16 protein-coding genes are annotated in these 18,971 nt (G+C 67.6%); 9 read left to right on the top strand and 7 right to left on the bottom strand.

The annotated features are described in order from the left end of the window. Positions 1–1,452: 1,452 nt before the first annotated feature. The 3 genes from MBA17_RS32910 to MBA17_RS32900 are packed head-to-tail and all read right to left on the bottom strand — an operon-like array spanning position 1,453 to position 4,027. Complete coding sequence (locus tag MBA17_RS32910) at positions 1,453–1,983, bottom strand: DUF6461 domain-containing protein (RefSeq protein ID WP_238500898.1); 531 nt, start codon at positions 1,981–1,983, stop codon at positions 1,453–1,455. Between the two features lie 5 nt (positions 1,984–1,988). Continuing rightward, the gene (locus MBA17_RS32905; RefSeq protein WP_238500895.1) at positions 1,989–3,041 is read right to left on the bottom strand and encodes a LacI family DNA-binding transcriptional regulator; all 1,053 of its coding nucleotides are present in this window, start codon (positions 3,039–3,041) and stop codon (positions 1,989–1,991) included. Further along, entirely contained in the window at positions 3,041–4,027 is a 987-nt protein-coding gene (locus MBA17_RS32900) for a hydroxyacid dehydrogenase (RefSeq protein ID WP_238500892.1), read from the bottom strand. The genes MBA17_RS32905 and MBA17_RS32900 overlap by 1 nt, the downstream gene beginning before the upstream one ends. Before the next feature lie 298 nt (positions 4,028–4,325). Here MBA17_RS32900 and MBA17_RS32895 point away from each other — a divergent pair, with 298 nt between their 5' ends. The 5 genes from MBA17_RS32895 (at position 4,326) to MBA17_RS32875 (ending at position 9,025) form a co-directional block, all read left to right on the top strand. After that, complete coding sequence (locus MBA17_RS32895; RefSeq protein ID WP_238500889.1) at positions 4,326–5,234, top strand: ABC transporter permease; 909 nt, start codon at positions 4,326–4,328, stop codon at positions 5,232–5,234. After that, positions 5,231–6,097, top strand: coding sequence for a carbohydrate ABC transporter permease (locus tag MBA17_RS32890; RefSeq protein WP_238500888.1), 867 nt, complete (start codon positions 5,231–5,233; stop codon positions 6,095–6,097). Before MBA17_RS32895 ends, MBA17_RS32890 begins: the two co-directional genes overlap by 4 nt. A 30-nt stretch (positions 6,098–6,127) precedes the next feature. After that, entirely contained in the window at positions 6,128–7,696 is a 1,569-nt protein-coding gene (locus tag MBA17_RS50635; RefSeq protein WP_455432903.1) for a DUF3502 domain-containing protein, read from the top strand. A gap of 354 nt (positions 7,697–8,050) precedes the next feature. Continuing rightward, entirely contained in the window at positions 8,051–8,764 is a 714-nt protein-coding gene (locus MBA17_RS32880; RefSeq protein ID WP_238500886.1) for an alpha/beta fold hydrolase, read from the top strand. A gap of 123 nt (positions 8,765–8,887) precedes the next feature. Continuing rightward, positions 8,888–9,025, top strand: a complete 138-nt coding sequence (locus MBA17_RS32875) for a hypothetical protein (protein WP_238500885.1) — start codon at positions 8,888–8,890, stop codon at positions 9,023–9,025. Between the two features lie 113 nt (positions 9,026–9,138). Here MBA17_RS32875 and MBA17_RS32870 read toward each other — a convergent pair whose 3' ends face one another. The 4 genes from MBA17_RS32870 to MBA17_RS32855 are packed head-to-tail and all read right to left on the bottom strand — an operon-like array spanning position 9,139 to position 13,472. Further along, positions 9,139–10,212 carry a LacI family DNA-binding transcriptional regulator gene (locus tag MBA17_RS32870; protein ID WP_238500881.1) on the bottom strand — a complete coding sequence of 358 codons (1,074 nt, stop codon included), beginning with the start codon at positions 10,210–10,212 and terminating at the stop codon, positions 9,139–9,141. Further along, on the bottom strand, positions 10,209–12,209 hold the full coding sequence (locus MBA17_RS32865; RefSeq protein ID WP_238500879.1) for a glycoside hydrolase family 36 protein: 2,001 nt from the start codon (positions 12,207–12,209) through the stop codon (positions 10,209–10,211). The genes MBA17_RS32870 and MBA17_RS32865 overlap by 4 nt, the downstream gene beginning before the upstream one ends. Then, entirely contained in the window at positions 12,206–12,472 is a 267-nt protein-coding gene (locus MBA17_RS32860) for a hypothetical protein (RefSeq protein ID WP_238500878.1), read from the bottom strand. The genes MBA17_RS32865 and MBA17_RS32860 overlap by 4 nt, the downstream gene beginning before the upstream one ends. Before the next feature lies 1 nt (position 12,473). Then, positions 12,474–13,472 carry a hydroxyacid dehydrogenase gene (locus tag MBA17_RS32855; protein ID WP_238500876.1) on the bottom strand — a complete coding sequence of 333 codons (999 nt, stop codon included), beginning with the start codon at positions 13,470–13,472 and terminating at the stop codon, positions 12,474–12,476. A 668-nt stretch (positions 13,473–14,140) separates the two neighbouring features. Between MBA17_RS32855 and MBA17_RS32850 the strand changes: the two genes are divergently transcribed. From MBA17_RS32850 to MBA17_RS32835, 4 genes are read left to right on the top strand one after another with little or no spacing between them, the layout of a single operon-like run. Next, on the top strand, positions 14,141–15,616 hold the full coding sequence (locus MBA17_RS32850; protein WP_238500873.1) for a glycoside hydrolase family 43 protein: 1,476 nt from the start codon (positions 14,141–14,143) through the stop codon (positions 15,614–15,616). A gap of 33 nt (positions 15,617–15,649) precedes the next feature. Beyond that, positions 15,650–16,966: an ABC transporter substrate-binding protein gene (locus MBA17_RS32845; protein WP_238500872.1), complete on the top strand. Its 1,317-nt coding sequence runs from the start codon at positions 15,650–15,652 to the stop codon at positions 16,964–16,966. Positions 16,967–17,021: 55 nt separating this feature from the next. After that, entirely contained in the window at positions 17,022–17,894 is an 873-nt protein-coding gene (locus MBA17_RS32840; protein ID WP_238500869.1) for a carbohydrate ABC transporter permease, read from the top strand. Continuing rightward, positions 17,891–18,793: a carbohydrate ABC transporter permease gene (locus tag MBA17_RS32835; RefSeq protein ID WP_238500863.1), complete on the top strand. Its 903-nt coding sequence runs from the start codon at positions 17,891–17,893 to the stop codon at positions 18,791–18,793. Before MBA17_RS32840 ends, MBA17_RS32835 begins: the two co-directional genes overlap by 4 nt. The last annotated feature ends 178 nt before the right edge of the window (positions 18,794–18,971 follow it).

Raw genomic sequence — 18,971 nt, 5'->3', positions numbered from 1 at the left:
TTTCTCTGGCCTCGCCCATAGACCTTAGGATCGTCGTGGGCTTCGGACTTTGTCATTCGTGCAGGGAAATTTGTCAGTAGTGCACCGCCTCAAGTTGGTTCCGTATCAGGCGAGGGCCCTGCGTGTGCCCGTCGAAGCCGTTGGACACCGCGTTCATACAGCCGCAGGACCGGGAGGGATTGCGCCCGTGCGCGCGTCCCCGAATGATCATGCTCAGGCGTCCGCGAACACGCACACGGGCGTGCAGGTGGGGTAGCGGTAGCGGGAGCGCCATCACTCGAAGGAGGGCCAGGGGATGGTTCCGTGTCGTCGCTCTGGTAGCGGCTGAGGTAGCGGCGCCGCTACCTGGTAGCGGCTGAGTTATCTCCCCCCAGCCCGCCCAAATCAGCGCCCTCAGGGGGCCCGCAGTTGCGTGAGGAACCCGACCTAACCCAGGTAACTCGCTCACTTCCCGAGGTCGGCATGGGTTACGGGGCTCTCGCGGCCGGAGTTAGGGATCTAACTCCCATCGGACGGCCTAACTCCGCCGGCGCGGCGTGTGCTGGGGGAGGGGGCCCATGCAGCCGTGTACGCGCGAGGCTCGCGCGGGACGGTCAGGGTTCGCGTGGGATGCAACCGCTAAAGCTTTTGATCTTGCTGCCAGGGGTGCAGAGGGGGGTGCCAGGAGGGTGCAACGACGGTCTGACCTGTAACCCTCCCTCGCGTGGCACCCCCAGCCCCCCACGAGAGCGCCACGTCGGGCGTTCACGGCAGTAATCGCCGTCGGGCCTCTAGGCCCTAGACCGCAGGTGAATCACGGAATCAGGCTCTAGAGAACCCTCTAGGTCTAGAGGCGTCAGGGTCTAGACCTAGAGGCGTGAGGATCAATTCAGAAGGTCGCTTCGCACGCTCTCTACGCGCTCCGCGCGATGGACAACCTCCCGCGCGGTCAGCTGGCCAACACGTGTTTCCCCCATTCGGCGGACCTGCGCGAGTCGTCTTGAATGACGTCCCAGGTCGTCTCGCCTTGCTGTACACGGGGTGATGTCGAGTGACTAACTGGGTGACACCCACTGTGGACGTGCCCGGACAACGGCGGACTTTTGCGGCCTTCGTTGCCAGGTGCGTGCGCCAATGGTCGGGCTGATCTCAGAGTTGCTTCACACCGAAGAGGTCACTGGTTTGATCCCCAGTATCGCCCACCATATATCTCCAGGTCACAGGCCGGACCGCGTGTCGCGGGTCCGGCCTTCTTGATTATCTGACCCCCATTTGACCCCGGGACCAGACGTCACTCGCCATCCCGGGTCGTCAGCGGGGCCGCTGGATCGGGTTGTTCCGGCATCGGCGTGGTCGTGGAGTTGAACCGCCATAAGTGGTCTTGACGCTGTGAGATCGGCTCCCGTCGGGAGAAGACTGCGGCCACGATCTACAATGTAAAGGCGCTGGGCTGGTGGCAAACGCCTCTCGTGCTCACTGACTGATGGAGCCGACGAGCAGGGGCCGGCTGAGGATGTCAGGGGTGAGCACTACGCCGGTGATCTTGGCTGCCAGACAGAACGCCCGTGAGATCCCGTTGGCGTATAGGTCATCCCATGCCGCCTGTTCCGCATCGTCGGCCAGTGCTTCCGGCGGGAAGCCGGCTTCCCGCATGAGCTCGTTGATTTGATCCGGGTCGTCGCCCCATCGAATGTTCGGCTGGTGCGGGGCGAAGCTGGTGACGATCTGGCCGTCGACCGCATAGACGAAGCCGTGCTCGGCGTAGTCGTGCCGCCCTACGGCCACCAACTCGCACCCTGTTGACAGCCCAGCCGCCGTATCGGACAGCATCGTCCTCCAGCCCGACAGTTCCAGGGCCACGCTCCACTCACCGACGGGGGCGACACCGACGTACCCGCCACCATCCCCGCCACCGGTCTCCAGCATGAACTCCTCGACCTTCTCGCTGAGCTCGTCGAAGGTCATCTCGCGCTCTGCGGGTCCGAAGAGCGGCAGCGCGTTCATTGACCTCACCGCTCGCTGAGCGTACGGGCGGGCCCGACCGAGTCTCGGACCACGATGTGGGTGCCCAGGACGACGTGCTGGGGTTGCCGGCGGTCGAGTGCGAGCCTGACCGCGGTCCTGCCCAGCTCGTCGGTGGGGATGCGTACGGTGGTGAGACCGGGGGAGAGGTCGGCGGCGAGCGGGATGTCGTCGTAGCCGGCCAGCGACACGTCCTCGGGTACGCGTAGTCCGGCCTCGCGCAGCGCGGCGAGCACACCGATGGCGACCATGTCGGTGGCGGCGAAGACGGCGGTGAACCGGGCGCCGAGGGTGATCAGCCGGCGGGCGGCGGCGTGTCCGTCGGCGCGGCCGAAGCCTGCCGGGACGATCAGGGCCGGGTCGTAGGGCACCCCGAACGACTCGTGGGCCCGGACGAACCCGCGGAGCCGGTCGATCTTGGTGGTGCTCGCCTGGCCGGGATGGTCGGCGCCGATCAGGGCGATGTGCCGGTGTCCCTGGGAGAGCAGGTGACTGGTCATGGCGTAGGCGCCGCCCTCGTTGTCGTACTCGACCACGGTGCTGGGCACGTCGTCACCCAGCGGCGGCCGCCCGCACAGCACGAGCCGGGAGCCGGCCTTGTCCAGGGCGTGGGCGAAGTGGGACATGCGTTCGCGGTAGGCGTCGTCCAGCGTGCCACCGCCGACCAGGATGACCGCGTCGGCGCGCTGCTCGCGCATGGCCTCGACGACGGCCAGCTCCCGGGCGGGGTCGCCGTGGGTGGTGCACACCATGCACAGGCGTCCCTCGGCGGTGGCCTGCTGCTCCACGCCCTTGGCCACGTAGGCGAAGGACGGGCCGGTGACGTCGTCCAGCACGAACGCCACCATTTTGGTGCCGGCCCCGGACAGGGCGCGGGCGTGGGCGTTGAGCACATAGTCGAGCTCGCGTATGGCCCGCAGCACCCGTGTCCTGGTGGCCTGGGCGACCGGGTAGTCGCCCTTGATCACCCTGGACACGGTGGTGGCCGATACGCCGGCCCGCGCGGCCACATCGCGGACGGTGGCACGACCGGACTCCATCAAGCCACCCGGTCCAGGTCGTCATCGGTCACCCGGTGTGCCAGAGGCAGCCCAGCGGTCAGGCGTTCCAGCTCGTCCAGGACCAAGGTCCCCATCCGCGCCAGCTCGTTACCGTGCGAGCCGGCGATGTGCGGAGTGAGAAAGACGTTGGGCAGGTCGAACAGGGGCGAGCCGGGCGGCAGTGGCTCGGGCTCGGTGACGTCGAGGATCGCCGACAGCCGTCCGGACTTCAGCTCGGCGACCAGCGCGTCGGTGTCGACCAGCGATCCACGGGCGGTGTTGATCAGCACCGCGCCGTCCGGCATCAGCGCCAGCCGGGTGCGATCCAGCATGTGCCGGGTCTCCGGGGTGGCGGGCGCGTGCAGGCTGACGATGTCGCTGCGGCGCAGCACCTCCTCGAGCGACGCCCGCCGCACGCCGGGAACCTGGGTGTACGGGTCGTACAGGCACAGGTCCAGATCGTACGGCGCCAGCAGCTCGATCACCCGGCGCCCGATTTGCGAGGCTCCCACGATGCCGACTCTGCGGCCGTTGTTGCCGACCAGCGGCTCGATCTTGGCCAGGGTGAAGCCGCGTGCCCGCCGGTAGCGCTCGCCCAGGGCGAAGACCCCCTTGCCGGCCAGCAGGATCGTGCCGACGGTGTACTCCGCCACCGGGACGGCGTTGGCCGCGGCCGCCGAGGAGACCAGCAGGCCACGTTCCCAGCAAGCGGGGGTGACCAGACCCTTCACCGAGCCGGCGGAGTGCAGCACGGCCCGCAGGCGGGGGGCGGCGGCCAGCACGGCCTCGTCGAGCGGCGGGCAGCCCCAGCCGGTGATGAGGATCTCGGTGTCGGCCAGAGCCGGCGGCGGATCGTCGAAATGCTCGGCGACCAGCGTCACGTCGATGTCGGCCAGCGTGTCCAGCCGCCGCAGCAAGGGCGCGGGGAAGAGCAGTGCGAGGTGTTCCTCTCGCATGGCGAACAGCGCCTTCGGGCGTGGGGACACGGGGGAAGCCCTCCATTCGATAGTTACCGGTTTCTACCGTAGAAGCACGGCCGCGTCCGGTCAACGGGCGACGTTGCAGCAGGAAATCCATCAATATGTAACGTCTCTGTAACGCAACCTTGCAGGCAAGCGTCACTCAGTCGTAGCGTTCGCAGCGATCGGTTTCTATCGGACTTCGAGAGTCAGCTGCTGCCCCTCAGACGGGACCTAGGTGATGAGCACGCTACAGACGAGGCATGAGTCTCAGACGAGTCCGCCTTCCGGGCCGCCCGCCCGCAGACGCCGTACCCGTGGCAAGGTGGCGGCCCGTACGAGTTGGTCGCTCGGGCTGCTCGCGCTGCCGGCGGTGGTCTTCTTCCTGATCTTCAACTACCTGCCGATGGCCGGGCTGGTGGTGGCGTTCAAGGAGTTCGACGTCAACCTGGGCATCTTCGGGAGCCCGTGGAACGGGCTGGAGAACTTCGCCTACTTCCTGGAGTCCGGGGACGCGGCGCGGATCCTGTTCAACACGCTCTTCCTCAACGTGCTGTTCCTGGGCGCGACGCTCGCCGCCGGGATCATCCTGGCGATCATGCTGAACGAGATCCGCGGCACCTTCTTCAAGCGGGCCTCCCAGTCCGTGGTCTTCTTCCCTTACTTCGTCTCCCCTGTCGTGATCAGCATCATCCTGCAGGTGCTGCTCGCCGGGGCCTCCGGCGGGGGAGGGGCGGTCAACGACGCCATGGCCGGTTTCGGGCTGCCCACGGTGGACTGGTACACCGAGCCGGGGCCGTGGCCGTGGATCCTCACCGTGGTGAAGATCTGGCAGCTCGGCGGCTACCTCAGCGTCATCTTCCTGGCCGCGATCACCGGCATCCCCGAGGAGGTCTACGAGGCCGGGATGATCGATGGAGCCTCGCGGGCCCAGATGGCCTGGCGCATCACTCTGCCGCTGCTCAAGCCCACCGCCGCGGTGCTGCTGGTCCTGGGGGTCGGCCGGATCTTCTACGGCGACTTCGGCACCATCTACGCGATCATCGGGGACAACGGCACCCTGTTCGAGAACACCGACGTCATCGATACCTACGTCTTCCGCGCGCTGCGTCAGCTCGGCGACTTCGGCACCACCGCCGCGATCGGCCTGTTCCAGTCGATCGTCGGCTTCGTCCTCGTGGTGATCGCGGTGCTGATCCAGCGCAAGTACTCCAAGGAGACCAGCATCCTATGAGCAGCAGAAAGCTGGAACCGTTCACCGTCGTCAGCATCATCGGCGTCGGCCTGGCCGTGCTGGGCTGTGCCGTCCCCTTCTGGATGATCATCTCGGGATCGTTCACCAGCGAGTCCGAGCTGGCCACGACCGGCTACAGCCTTTTCCCGGCCGATTTCGATCTCACCGCCTACAAAATGATCTTCACGGGTCCCGCGGTGCTGGACGCCTACCTCGCCAGTGTCTTCATCACCGTGGTGGGCACGGCGCTGTCCCTGGCGGCGACCTCGGGCCTGAGCTGGGTGATCGCCCGCCGGGTGCCCGGCATCAGCCGGCCGCTGACCATCTTCTCCTACCTGCCGATGCTGTTCTCCGGCGGCCTCGTTCCCCTCTACCTGCTGGTCACGCAGTATCTGCACCTGCAGAACAGCTACTTCTCGGTCATCCTGCCGCTGCTGGTCATGCCCTTCATGGTCTTCGTCCAGGTCAGCGCCTTCCGCCAGCTGCCGGAGTCGATCTTCGAATCGGCCAAGATCGACGGCGCGGGCGAGCTGCGCATGTTCTTCACGATCGCGTTGCCGCTGTCCAAACCGATCCTGGCCGTCGTCGGCCTGTTCTACGCCGTGCACTACTGGAACGACTGGTTCATGGCGCTGCTGTTCATCGACGACGTGCACAAGTTCCCGCTCCCGCTGGTGCTGCAGAATCTCATCTCCAACATCTCGTTCACGGCGATGCTGCCGCAGCTGGCCGAGTCGGCCACCCCCGTCTACCAGCTCCGGCTGGCCCTGACCACCGTCGCCATCGGGCCGATCCTGCTCGCCTACCCCTTCGCCCAGCGCTATTTCGTCAAGGGCATCACCCTCGGCGCCACCAAGGGCTGATTCCGCTCCCCCCCACCTTCTGGAGTCTCCGTGTCCAACCCCACCATGTCCCGGCGCGGCCTGCTGGCCGCCGGCGGCGGCCTGTCTGTCGCCGCCTTCCTCGCCGCCTGCTCCGACGGCTCCCCCCAGTCGAAGGCCACCAGTGGCCAGGCCGGTGCCGCGCTCGCGTTGAGCCTGCTGCTCCCCGGCGACGTGCCGGCCGGCTGGGACCCTGTCCTGGCCGAGGTCAACAAGAAGCTTCAGACCGACCTTGGCTTCACGATCAGGCCGCAGTTCATCCCGTGGACCAGCTACGGCCAGCAGGCGCTGCTGAAGTTCACCGCGGGGGAGAAGTTCGACACCGCGCTGCAGGCGCGCTGGCTCAACATGACCCAGCTCGCGGCCAGCGGCTCGATCGTCGAACTGAGCAGCCTGCTGTCCAGCGGCAAGTACCCCAACCTGACCGCGACGATCGACCCGAAGATCATCGAGTTGAACCGGTGGAGCGGCAAGCTCTACGGCCTCCCCCAGATCAACTCGGTCGCTCGCTTCCACCACTTCAGCATCCGCCAGGACCTGGCCGAGAAGCTCGGCATGAGTGACATCACGGACTTCGCCGGGCTGGAGAAGTTCTGGTACGACGTCAAGCAGAAGAACAAGGACGTCACCCCGATCGGGCTCAGCTCCCGGATGCCCAAGCTGCTGGTGGCGTGGAACCCGGTCGGCTGGCTCAATCCCTACATGTGGGACAACCCCACCATGAGCCTCGCCTCCTTCACCGGCGATTCGCTCAACTTCGTGCTGGCCGCCGACGGCAAGCAGACCGGCTCGTCCAACCCGATCCCGTTCTGGGAGGCCCCGGGCATGATGGACGCGCTCCGCCTGGTCCGGAAGTACTACCAGGACGGGCTGTTCAACAAGAACGCGCTCACCCTCGACTCGAAGGCGCTGGACTCCCAGTTCAAGGCCGGCCGCGTCGCCACCGCCTGGGCCATGACCGACGGCCTGTCCTCCGCGGGCCTGCCCGAGCTGACCAAGAACGTCCCCGGCGCGATGATCGCGAACGTGATGCCGCTCAAGGGCGGCGAGAACGCCAAGCCGTACCAGACTTTCCAGAGCGACAACTTCGTCGTGCTCAACGCCAAGGGCCAGAGCAACGAGAAGGCCATGCAACTGCAGGACTGGGCGTCGATCAAGGAGAACCACGACCTGCTCAACTACGGCATCCCCGGTAAGGACTGGAAGCCCGTCGGCGACGACAAGTACGAGAAGGTGTCCACCTACACCTTCCCCGGCTTCGCCCTCGCCTGGCGGGCCAAGCTGGAGCGCCGGATCAAGGACATGACCGAGTCCGAGACCAAGTGGTTCGACTGGGCGCAGGACATCGACAACTTCATTGTCGACCCGTACGCCAGCTTCGTCCCCGACCCTGAGCCGGTGAAGCGGGAGAACACCCAGTTCACCGCTGCCATGACGCAGTTCGCCTACCCGCTGTTCATCGGCGCGGTGGACGTCGACCAGGGCCTGGACAAGCTGAAGAAGGCGCTGGACAGGGCGGGCCTGGCCAAGCTCCAGGCGGAGATGGCCAAGCAGGCCGACGCGTACCTCAAGGGTCAGTAAGCGGCGACAGCGCACACCGGGACGGCGGCTCGGGCGCCGTACATAGGAGAAAGGCCAACCCTCATGAAGCCTGACCAGTCCGGCGTGCCCTGCTGCGCGCGACCGGCACCGGCGTCGCGGCCGTCGCGAGCTGGAACCTGCCGCCCGGACCCGCGGCCGCGGCCGCCCGCGCCGGTCGGCCACTGGACGTGGTGATCTTCGGCGACGCGGCGGAGGAACTGGGCCAGAGCGCCCGCGTGCTCAACCCCCGGACTCCCGCGAGTGCTCTTCCTGGAGGGATGAGCTTGATCCGCAATCCCATCCCGCCTGGCTCGGCGCGCTTCGAGCGGTTCCGGTACTTCGAGCGGTTCCGGTATGAAGCCGCACGTTGAGACCTGGGGCCACGACGGGCCTCCGCTGCTCCTGGTGCACGGCTGGGGTGGAGACCACCGGACGTGGCGCGCCCTGGACTTCGGCGAGCACCGGGTGATCGCCCCCGACCTGCGCGGCCACGGCAGGTCCCCGGCTCCCGACGGCGGATACCGGCCCGTCGACCTGGCCCGCGACCTGGTGCCGCTCCTGGACGGGCCGGTGGTGGCCATCGGGCACTCCATGGGCGCCCAGGTGGTCACCGCGCTGGCGGTCGAGTATCCGGAGTTGGTCCGTGCGCTCGTGGTCATCGCTCCCGCGTACGGCGCGAACGAGGCGGAGGAGCGGCTCATCCCGGCGCGGCTGGCGGCGTTGCGCGCCGAGGGCGCGGGAGCGGCGTTGCGGCAGCTCGGGCCGCTGCCCGGGCCGATCGCCGGGCAACTGGCCGCCACACCCGGCCATGTGCTGGCCGAGTGCTACGCCGGGATGTACACGGTGCCCGGTGCCTTCGGGGTGCGCCGGGAGTCGGAGCGCTACCTGGCCAGGCGGAACTGCCCGGTGCTCGCCGTCCACAACGTGCCGGAGGCCGCGCGGTGGGAGGCGTGCCTGCCCGGACACTCCCGCTCCGCGACCGTGGTGTGGCCGGAGGCCGGGCATTTCCTGCACCTGGAACAGCCGGAGAGGTTCGTCGACGTCGTGCTGTCCGGGTGGGGCCGCTGACCTGATCGATATCCGCCGAGCGAGGTTCCGGCCGTCCCGGTCATCATTCTTCGTCCACGTTCGGGTCCGTTGCCTATTCGAGGAGGACGTTCAGGCGCTGCAGGACTTGTATCCAGCCACCTGATGGTCACCCGGTCCAGCGAGATCGCCACATACACCAACGCTTTCACCGCCTTGATTGATCTCGCCGTGTACGGCGCCGCTGCCCGTCGCCTGCTCACCGATGCCATAACAGCATTGGATAGCGGCGACGCTTCGTAGTGTCTTTTGTATTGCCCCTGCTTTGTTGCGTTGTCTCAGGGCTGCGGACACTCAACCGTTCGCCATCTGGCGCTGCCGTGGCGGTTCCTCTGTAGCCACACGGATGCCGTGGATCAACTGACCTGATTGCGGATGGGCGGGCGGACCGAGTCGCGGACGACGATGTGGGTGCCGAGCACCACGTGCTGGGGTTCCCCGCGGTTGAGCGCTAGCCGCACTGCCGTTCGGCCCAATTCCTCCGTCGGGATGCGCACCGTGGTGAGACCGGGCTCCAAGTCGGCGGCGAACGGGATGTCGTCGTACCCTGCGAGTGAAACGTCCTCCGGCACCCGGATCCCGGCCTCGCGCAGAGCGGCGAGCACGCCGATGGCGACCATATCGGTGGCTGCGAACACGGCGGTGAAAACGGCACCGCGCGCGATCAGCCGCCGGGTCTGCTCGTAACCGTCCGCGCGGCCGAACCCGGCGGGAATGATCAGGTCGGGTGCGTATGTGATGCCGAAGGACTCGTGGGCGCGAACGTATCCGTACACGCGGTCGCGTTTGGTCGTACTGGTGTCACCCTGCCAGTCGGCGCCGAGTAGGACGATGCGCCGGTGCCCCTGCGAAAGCAGGTGGCTGGTCATCGCATACGCACCGCCCTCGTTGTCGTACTCCACCACGGTCGTCGGGACGTTGTCGCCCAGCGGCGGCCGCCCGCAAAGCACGAGTCTGGAGCCCGCCTTGTCGAGGGCGTGGGCGAAGTGCGTCATGCGCTCGCGGTAGGTGTCGTCGAGCGAGCCGCCGCCGACCAGGATGACCGCGTCGGCGCGCTGCTCGCGCATGGCCTCGACGACGGCCAGCTCACGGGCTGGGTCGCCGTGGGTGGTGCACACCATGCACAGCCGGCCCTCTGCGGTGGCCTGCTGCTCGACGCCCTTGGCGACATAGGCGAAGGAAGGCCCGGTGACGTCGTCGAGCACGAACGCCACCATCTTGGTGCTGGCTCCCGACAGCGCGCGGGCGTGCACATTGAGCACGTAATCGAGCTCGCGCATGGCACGAAGTACCCGCGTCCTGGTGGCTTGGGCCACCGGATAATCACCCTTGATCACCCTTGAGACCGTGGTGGCCGACACCCCGGCCCGTGCAGCCACGTCGCGGACGGTGACGCGTTCGTCGTCGCCGCTCTCTCCGGTGATAGTCACTTTTCGCGCCAAGGCTGGCCTTCCACGGTTCTGGACAGACGGAGCAGAGCGGCTGAGCAGGGCTCGCGCAGGGTGACGCGGATGACTCCGGCCTCCCATCGGGCCATCGTCGTCCCGGGCAGCAGCGGGGTGAGATCATAGCCTGCCGGCCAGGGCACGTCGATCATGTCCGAGGGGGAGTGCCTGCGCCACACCGCGAGGTAAGCCATCTCATCGCAGTCTATGGCCAGCGCGATCGTGTCAGCATCCCAGCGCGGGAGCCCGAGCGGCCAGCGGGGGACGCCTCTCGCCAGGTCTCTCCGGTAGCCCTTGTAGATGGCGATCGCCTCGGTCACGAGGGCCAGCCGCGGGGGATCGAGAAGGTCGAGCCTGCCGCTGAGGTGGATCCGGCCGAGCATCGCGTTGACCAGTCCGAAGATGATCCTCGTCGGGTCGCCGTGCGGATAGGCCCAGACCGCGCCCTGCTCGGGCGGGACGGTCGTGGGCGCGGCTGCGGCGATGGCCGGGAGCAGCAGGTCGTCCTGCTGGTCGGTGAGTGACTGGACGGGGAAGGTGCGCAGGGTCGCGCCGTCGAGCCGCATGCCGCCGGCCGCGCACGCTTCGAGCACCAGAGCGGGGTGGCGTTCCATGACGCGCTCGGCCCAGGTCAGGTAGGCCCGGTTATGTTCGAGCAGGCGGTCGGCCGGCCCGATGTCGATGTTGTAGTCGAGCTTGAAGTAGCCGATGCCGAAGTCGGAGATCAGCCGGTCGACTACCGTGTCCAGGTGCGCGGTGGCGCTGGGGTGACTGAAGTCGAGCTGGTGGCGGCCCCATTCGGCCAGGCGCACGCCGTCGCGCCGCAGGTACGCCTCGTCGGGGAAACCGACGTCACTGCGGACGCCGACGACCTCGGGCTCCAGCCACAGGCCGGGGACCATGCCCGCCGCCCTGATCGCGCCGGTGATCTCCGCCAGACCCCCGGGGAAGCGCGTCGCCGAGGGCTCCCACCGGCCCACGGTGTCCCACCAGCCGGGCACGCCGCCATCCCCAGGGCCCGCCTGCTCGTCGTCGTACCATCCCGCGTCGATGCAGAAGTACTCGGCGCCTGCCTCCGCGGCGGCGGCGATCAGGGGACGCAGACGTTCGGTGGTGGGGTCTCCCATGAGGCCGTTCATGAAGTCGTTGAAGACGACCGGCAATTCGGCATTGTCCTGGTGCGGTCGACGGATGGCGCGGCGGTACCGGGTGAGAGCGGCCAGAGCCTGTTCGTGGTCGTCGGCCAGGGCGATGGCGGCAGGGACGGTGGTGAACGACTGGCCCGGCGCCAAGGGCGCCGACCAGTGGTGCTCGCGCTGGGACGGCCCTGAAAGCAGGAGGTAGATCGCACCGTAGCGATCGGCCAGCTCGGCGTGCCAGGGACCGTTGTGCTCGATCTGCCAGGCCAGTGTGCCGTGCGGGCCGTCGATCCAGCCCATGGGCAGGTACTCGGACGACGGCCAGGAGCCGGTGCTGGTGAGGGCGAGACGATTCTTGGTGCCGGTCTGGCCATAGCGGGTCATGCCGACGTCCGGCAGGCCAAGGTCTTGTAGAGTGCCGCCGGACCAGCGGAACTCGCCGCTCCACGGGTTGCTCGCCGTCCACGAGCGGCAGCTGTGCGACAGGCCCGCGAACGCGAAAGAGGAGACGTGATCGAGGGTCAGGTCACGTTCGGCGGTCACCCGTGACCAGCAGCGCACGACGTCGCCCTTGGCTTCGTAATACGTGCTGACCCGCAGGCCGTCGCCGCGCGCTCTGATTTCGAGCTGGTCGCCGGTCGCCTCGTGGGCCTCGTGACGAAGGCGGACACCGTCCACGTGCCGATTGCCCGCGGTTCCGCTCCTGCCGATTCCGGTGACCTCGATCTCGACCACGGGCAGCGCGGCTCGGTCGTCGCACGCGAGCCCGCCGATAGCCAGCAGCCGCGGAGGTCCGTCCTCGGGGAGCTCGAAGCGCAGTCCGCGCCAGTGCAGGGCGCTCACCGTTGCTCCAGGAGCACGACGCTCCCGGGCTCGATCGGGCGTTCAACGCGCAATCCGCCGTCCGGCGAGGCCTGGACGACCTCGCGGCGCGGTGCTCCGAAGCACAGGACGGCGGCGTCCTCGCCTGACAGCGGCTCCGGGCGGCCCAGGGCAAGGGCCCGGTCGTCGGCGGGCATCCCGCCATCGTTGGTACGTCCGGTGCCCACGCAGGCGTTCCAGTACGGGACCAGCGGGTGTCCGACGTCGTCGGCATGGATCTCCATGTCACGCCACCCTGTCGAGATCGGCGAGCCTCACCTGATGGGTGAGGGGGACTCCGGCGGTCAGCCGCTCCAACTCGCCGAGCACGGCGGCGCCCATTCTCGCCAGCTCGTTGCCATGAGAACCGGCGATGTGCGGGGTGAGGAACGCGTTCGGCAGCTCGAACAGCGGCGAGTCGCGCGGCAGCGGTTCCGGCTCCGTCACGTCCAGCACCGCCGACAGCCTGCCCGTCCGCAACTCTTCCACCAGCGCGTCGGTGTCCACCAGCGACCCTCTGGCGGTGTTGACCAGCACCGCACCGTCCGGCATCAGCGTCAGCCGCCGCCGGTCCAGCATGTGGCGGGTCTCGTCGGTGCCGGGCGCGTGCAGGCTGACGACGTCGCACGTGCCCAGCAGTTCCTCCAGCCCGACCTGCCGCACGCCCTCGACCTGTGTGTACGGGTCATACAGACACACGTCAAGGTCGTGCGCCGCGAGTAGCTCGATCACCCTGCGCCCGATGCGGGAGGCGCCGACCACGCCCACCCGCCTGCCGTAGTTCCCCACTCCTTGCTCGACCTCGCCGATCGTGAACGTCCGCTCCCGCCGGTAGCGCTCGCGCAGCGTGAACATCCCCTTGCCGGCCAGCAGGATGGCAGAGACGGAGTACTCGGCCACGGGGACCGCATTGGCATCGGCGGCCGAGGAGACCAGCAGGCCGCGTTCGAACAAGGCGGGAGCGAGCAGGTTCTTCACCGAACCCGCCGCGTGCAGCACGGCCCGGAGCCGGGGCGCGGCGACAAGCAGCGCCTCGTCCAGCGGCGGGCAGCCCCAGCCGGTGATCAGGACGTCCACATCGGGGAGTACCTGGGCAAGCCGAGGATCGTCGAAGCGCTCGGCGACCAGCGACACATCGATGTCGGCGACCCTCTCCAACTGCTGTATGAGCGGCGCAGGAAAGAGCAACGCGAGGTGTCGCGCGCGCATGGCGAACAGCGCCTTCGGGCGGTCTAGCACAGGCATTAGCCTCCGTTCGGGGCACATGTAGAAACCGGTAACTACGGTAAGAGCGAAGTGCGCCTGAGGTCAACTGAGCCAAATGTGCAGGAAAATCGGCCTTATGTAACGTATATGTAACGTGCCCTTGTCGTGAACGTCTCTCCGCCGTAGCGTTCGCAGCGATCGGTTTCTGTAAGTGGAGGCAGAAATGAGACGGACGGCTACGACAGCGGCCGTGGTCCCGGCGGCCACTGTGGCCGACTGCTCCGACCCCGACCCGACCCCGACCCCGACCCCGACCCCGACCAAGCCTCGGCCGTCGTGCAGAAGCCAGCGGGCCCGGTGGAGATCGGCGCGGGAAGCGGACAACTGGGTGCCGGCAAGCAGGCCGCCGCATGGAGCTCGCCCCATCCCGAGATGCGGGTGGCGCATACGAACGTCGCGGGCAGCCTGGTCTGCGACACGATGCGCGCGGTGATCAAGGCGGGCAACGTCTCCTGCCCAGCCCGCATGGACGCGATGACACGGTCACCTTCGCCGCAGACGGTTTGCCGACCCGGGACATGTCGTCATCGGGCACAGTTTCGATCATCCCGCCGACCTTGTTCATGCTCTCGCTGCAGATGTATCGGCGCAGCGGGATCCGCATGGGCTCCATCCAATGACGGCCGCCACTTCTCAGGACCGAGGTCATGATCTTTAATCCCGTCCTACCTGGATTCCACCCCGATCCGTCGATCCTGCGGGTCGGTGACGACTACTACCTGGCCACCTCGACGTTCGAGTGGTATCCGGGTGTGCGCGTTCATCATTCACGCGATCTGATCCACTGGCGGTCCCTTGGCGGCATCCTCACAGAGCGCCGGCTGCTCGATCTGACGGGCGTGCCGGACTCCGGCGGGGTCTGGGCGCCGGACCTGACCTACGCGAACGGGCTGTTTCACCTGGTGTACGGGGTGATGGACAACTACGCCCACGGCTTCAAGGACATCACGAACTACCTGATCACCGCACCCTCCATCGACGGCCCCTGGTCCGATCCGGTCAGGCTGCCGGGACGCGGGTTCGACGCTGCGCTCTTTCACGATGCGGACGGCAGCACGTACCTGCTCAACATGGTCTTCGACTCCCGTCCCGGACACGGGTTCGCCGGAATAGAGATCCAGCCGCTCGGTGGCGGGAAGCCTCGACTCATCCTGGAGAACCGGCACGTCACCGAGGGGCCGCACCTGTACCGGATCGGCGGCTGGTACTACCTGATGGTGGCCGAGGGCGGCACCGGCTATGACCACGGCGTCACGGTGCTGCGGTCCCCCACGCTGGAGGGGCCGTACGAGGCCGACCCGGCCGGGCCGATGTTCACCGCCCGCCACGACCCGGACCTCGAACTGCAGAAGGCCGGGCACGGCTGCCTGGTGCAGACCAGGGACGGCGACTGGTATGTCGCGCACCTGGCCGCCCGCCCCTACACCACGAGGGGAAGGTGTGTGCTGGGCAGGGAGACCGCGATCCAGCGCGTCGAGTGGGTGGACGGGTGGCCGCGGGTGGCCGGGGGAGTGCCCGCCGTCGAGGTGCTCTCGCCCGCCCTGCCGCCGCATCCGTGGCAGCCCGTGGACGGCGGCGACTGGAGCACCCTGCGTCGCCCGGCCTCGCCCGACTGGCTGGCGGATGAGGACGGCCGGCTGACGATCAAGGGCGGACAGTCGCCCTACGGGCTGCGCGCGCCCAGCCTGGTAGGCCGCCCCGTGACCAGCAGGAAGTGCAGGTTCGAGGCGAGCGTCACGTTCGAGCCGGACAGCGTGCACCAGTCCGCCGGGATCACCGCCTACTACAACTCGCGCAACTGGTACCACCTCGCGCTCACCACCGACGGGCTGGTCCTGACCGGTAGCGACCGGGGCGTGCGCACCGTGCATTTCACCGCGGAGTCGGCTTGCCGGCTCGGCGTCGAGTTCGACGGTCCCGTCCTGCGCTTCACCCACGACGGCCGGGCCGTCCCCGCAGAGCCGGACGCCACGATCCTGTCCGATGAGAACGCCGACGAGATCATCGACGGCCAGGTGCGCTCCTTCGGCTTCACCGGCGCGTTCGTCGGCCTGTGGGTGCAGGACCTCGCGGGCGAGGGATGCCAGGCCACCTTCCACGACGTGACGTACAAGGCGCTTTGATCTTCGCGCTGACGACCCCCCGAGGAGAAACGCATGAGAAGTCTGCGATGGCTCGCCCTGGCCGGGGTACTCACCCTGGCCGCGTGCGGTGGTGACCCCGCGACGTCGTCCCCGCCGGTCGGGCAGGCGGCCGCGGGCCCGGTCACGCTGGACTACTGGACCGACAAGCAGGGCTCGGAGGCGGCGGTCGCCGCCTTCAACGCCGCCCACAAGGACGTGCAGCTCAAATATGTCAAGGTGCCCGCCGCCGACCTGGTCAAGAACCTGCGTAACGCGCACAAGGCCGGCGACAAGGCGACGATGCCGTGCCTCGCCCAGACGGATAACCGCAACGGCGGCCAGCTCCTGGCCGAGGGCGTGATCAAGGACATCACCCAGGAGGTGAGCGGCAGCGCGGCCAAGTTCTCCCCGGGCGGCGTCGAGGAACTCACCCTGGCCGGGATCACCTATGGCGTGCCGGACAAGCGGGACCCGCTGTTCAGCATGTACTACAAGCCGATCTTCGAAACGCGCGGGCTGAAGTACCCCACGACGTGGGAGGAGCTCATCGAGATCGGCAAGAAGGACCTGAAGAAGGACGGCATCGCGATCTTCAACCTCGCCGGTGAGGACCCCTCGACCATGATGGGGCTGGCCTGGCAGGCCGGCGCCCGTTGGTACACCGTGCAGGGCGACGCCTGGAAGATCAACTTCACCGACGACGCGTCGAAATGGTCGGCGGGCATCATGCAGCAGCTGCTCGACAACGACCTCGTGGAGAAAATCTCCTACGCCGAGTACGCCGCCATGATGCAGGAGTATGACCAAGGCAAGATCGCCATGCGGCAGGTCTCCACCTGGCAGCTCGCCGGCCACCAGCGCAACATGAAGGACTCTGTGGGCGAATGGGAGGCCGGGCCGAACCTGCTGGTCAAGGGCCAGAACACGCCGGTCTCGGCGTCCGACACCGGTGCGCTGTCGGTGCCGTCGCTGTGCAAGGACCCTGCCAAGGCGGCGCAGGCGGCGATCTGGCTGGCTACCGAGAGCGTTCCGGTTGCGGCGATGGCCGACCCGGTGGCCGGCTCCGGCTGGTACCCGGCCGTCGCCGACCCGGCCCCGTACCTGGACGCCGTGGTGCCCAAGCAGCTCTGGGGCGGGCACGCCGAGGCGGGCAAGCAGGTCATCGCCGAGTCGGACAACTTCGCCTCCGGCTGGATCTACGGGCCCAACTCCACCGCCATGTACGAGGAACTGGCCGACAAGTGGGGCAAGGCCATGAACGGCGAGATGAAGGTCGAGGACGTGCTGACTCACATGCAGCGGTGGACGGTCGACGACCTGAAGCAGAAGGGCGTCAAGGTCGCCGAGTGATCGCCGTGAGGGAGGCCGCAGCAGCCTCCCTCACGCCTGATTAGGGAAACTCCTCATGTCTACTGTCACGCAACGCAAGGGCGCGGCCTTCTCCGCCCCGTTCTTCATCGGTTTCGCCTGCCTCTTCGTCATCCCGCTCCTGTACGCCGTCTACCAGAGCCTGTTCACTATGCGCACCTCGGGGCTCGGCATCGGACCGCGTCAGGAGGTGTTCACCGGGTTCGGCAACTTCGCCCGCGGTCTGTCCGACAGCACCTTCTGGGCGTCTGTGGCCAGGGTGAGCGCCTTCGCGGCGGTGCAGATTCCGGTCATGCTGGTGTTGTCGCTCACGATGGCGTTGCTGCTGGACTCGGTCACCAAGCACGTGGCGCACCGCTATCGGCTGGCGTTCCTGGTGCCATACATGATTCCCGGGATCGTGGCGGCGCTCATGTGGATGTACATCTACAGTCCTCGGCTGGGCCCGCTCACCGAGCTGACCGGGATCAACTTCTTCGCCTCGGAGCTGATCTGGGTGTCGATGGGCAATCTGCTCACCTGGGTAGGCGCCGGGTTCAACATGCTCATCGTCTATGGCGCGCTGCAGTCGGTGCCGCGCGAGATCTTCGACGCGGCCCGCGTGGACGGCGCCTCCGAGCTGCGCATCGCGCTCTCCATCAAGATCCCGTACGTGCGGGGCGCGCTCGTGCTGACCGGCATGTTGTCGATCATCCACATGCTGCAGATCTTCAACGAGCCGCTGCTCTTCCGCAACGTCGTGCCCGAGGTCGTCACCAAGGACTTCACCCCGATCATGATGATCTACTACGAGGCGTTCGACAGCAACGACTACAACTACGCCGCCGCTCTGTCGATCATCCTGGCCGTCGTCGTCGGCATCATCTCCATGCTCTTCTACCGCGTCACGAACAGGGCCCAGCAACCATGACCGCAATCGCATCGGCACGGAAGGCGGATCGGGCCGCGGAGGGGCTGCCCGTCGGCGCCACCCAGTCGCGCACCTCGCAGGTGCTCGTCCTGTTCGGCCTCGGCCTGTTCGCCCTCTACTCCGTCGCCCCGGTCTGGTGGCTGATCGTGGCGGCCACCAAGTCGCAGACCGACATGCTCTACACGAACGGCCTGTGGTTCGGCGAGTTCAACCTGGGCCGCAACCTGGAACAGGTCTTCACCTACGGCGACGGCATCTTCCTGCGCTGGGTGCTCAACTCCTTCCTGTACGCGGGCGTCGGGGCGGTCGTGTGCACGCTGATCTCGCTGGCCGCGGGTTACTCGCTGTCCCGGTTCACCTTCCGCGGCCGGGGCACGGGGCTGGCGCTGGTGATCGGCTCGTTCCTGATCCCCGGCGCGATGCTGACCATGCCGCTCTACCTGCTGTTCGCCAAGCTCGGCCTCGTCGACACCGTGTGGGCCGTGCTCTTGCCCGCCTTCATCAGCCCGTTCTCGGTCTACCTGTCCAAGGTCTACGTCGATGGCGCTGTACCCCCCGAACTGCTGGAGGCCGCCAGGGTGGACGGTGCCGGCGAGCTGCGGATCTTCTTCAAGATCGTCACCCGGCTGATGAAGACCGGCGCGGCCACCGTCTTCTTGCTTGCGTTCGTCAGCAACTGGAACGGCTTCTACCTGCCGCTCACCATGCTGCGCGGCGAGGACAAATGGCCGCTCAGCCTCGGCCTGTACGCCTGGAACCTGCAGCGCACCGAGGCCGAGACCGACCTGACCGCCCTCGTGCTCACCGGCTCCCTGCTCGCCGTCATCCCGCTCGCCTTCTTCATGATCGCGATGCGCCGCTACTGGCAATCGGGCGTCACCCTGGGCAGCCTCAAATGACCTCAGGGTGGGGGTGCACCGAAGCTCCGGGAAGAGCGGATGATCCTGTAGGGTCGCGTCCACGCACGTGGTGTATGAGTCGATCTCCGCGTGATCCTGTTTCTGCAGGTTAAGCGGTAAGTGTCTGCGGCAGCGGATTCGGGGCTGGTGTGTCGCCCGGGATCACACGGATCCGGGC

It is taken from the genome of Dolomitihabitans soli (genome assembly GCF_022213955.1).
Classification (GTDB): Bacteria; Actinomycetota; Actinomycetes; order Streptosporangiales; family Streptosporangiaceae; genus Streptosporangium_A; species Streptosporangium_A soli.
This window is presented reverse-complemented; position numbering and strand designations above follow the sequence as displayed.

What these genes read in the sequence shown, in the direction of transcription:
- MBA17_RS32910 (WP_238500898.1), bottom strand. Translation starts at nt 1,983, where the DNA reads ATGAACGCGCTGCCGCTCTTCGGACCCGCAGAGCGCGAGATGACCTTC.
- MBA17_RS32905 (WP_238500895.1), bottom strand. Translation starts at nt 3,041, where the DNA reads ATGGAGTCCGGTCGTGCCACCGTCCGCGATGTGGCCGCGCGGGCCGGC.
- MBA17_RS32890 (WP_238500888.1), top strand. Translation starts at nt 5,231, where the DNA reads ATGAGCAGCAGAAAGCTGGAACCGTTCACCGTCGTCAGCATCATCGGC.
- MBA17_RS32880 (WP_238500886.1), top strand. Translation starts at nt 8,051, where the DNA reads ATGAAGCCGCACGTTGAGACCTGGGGCCACGACGGGCCTCCGCTGCTC.
- MBA17_RS32875 (WP_238500885.1), top strand. Translation starts at nt 8,888, where the DNA reads ATGGTCACCCGGTCCAGCGAGATCGCCACATACACCAACGCTTTCACC.
- MBA17_RS32860 (WP_238500878.1), bottom strand. Translation starts at nt 12,472, where the DNA reads ATGGAGATCCATGCCGACGACGTCGGACACCCGCTGGTCCCGTACTGG.
- MBA17_RS32855 (WP_238500876.1), bottom strand. Translation starts at nt 13,472, where the DNA reads ATGCCTGTGCTAGACCGCCCGAAGGCGCTGTTCGCCATGCGCGCGCGA.
- MBA17_RS32850 (WP_238500873.1), top strand. Translation starts at nt 14,141, where the DNA reads ATGATCTTTAATCCCGTCCTACCTGGATTCCACCCCGATCCGTCGATC.
- MBA17_RS32845 (WP_238500872.1), top strand. Translation starts at nt 15,650, where the DNA reads ATGAGAAGTCTGCGATGGCTCGCCCTGGCCGGGGTACTCACCCTGGCC.
- MBA17_RS32840 (WP_238500869.1), top strand. Translation starts at nt 17,022, where the DNA reads ATGTCTACTGTCACGCAACGCAAGGGCGCGGCCTTCTCCGCCCCGTTC.
- MBA17_RS32835 (WP_238500863.1), top strand. Translation starts at nt 17,891, where the DNA reads ATGACCGCAATCGCATCGGCACGGAAGGCGGATCGGGCCGCGGAGGGG.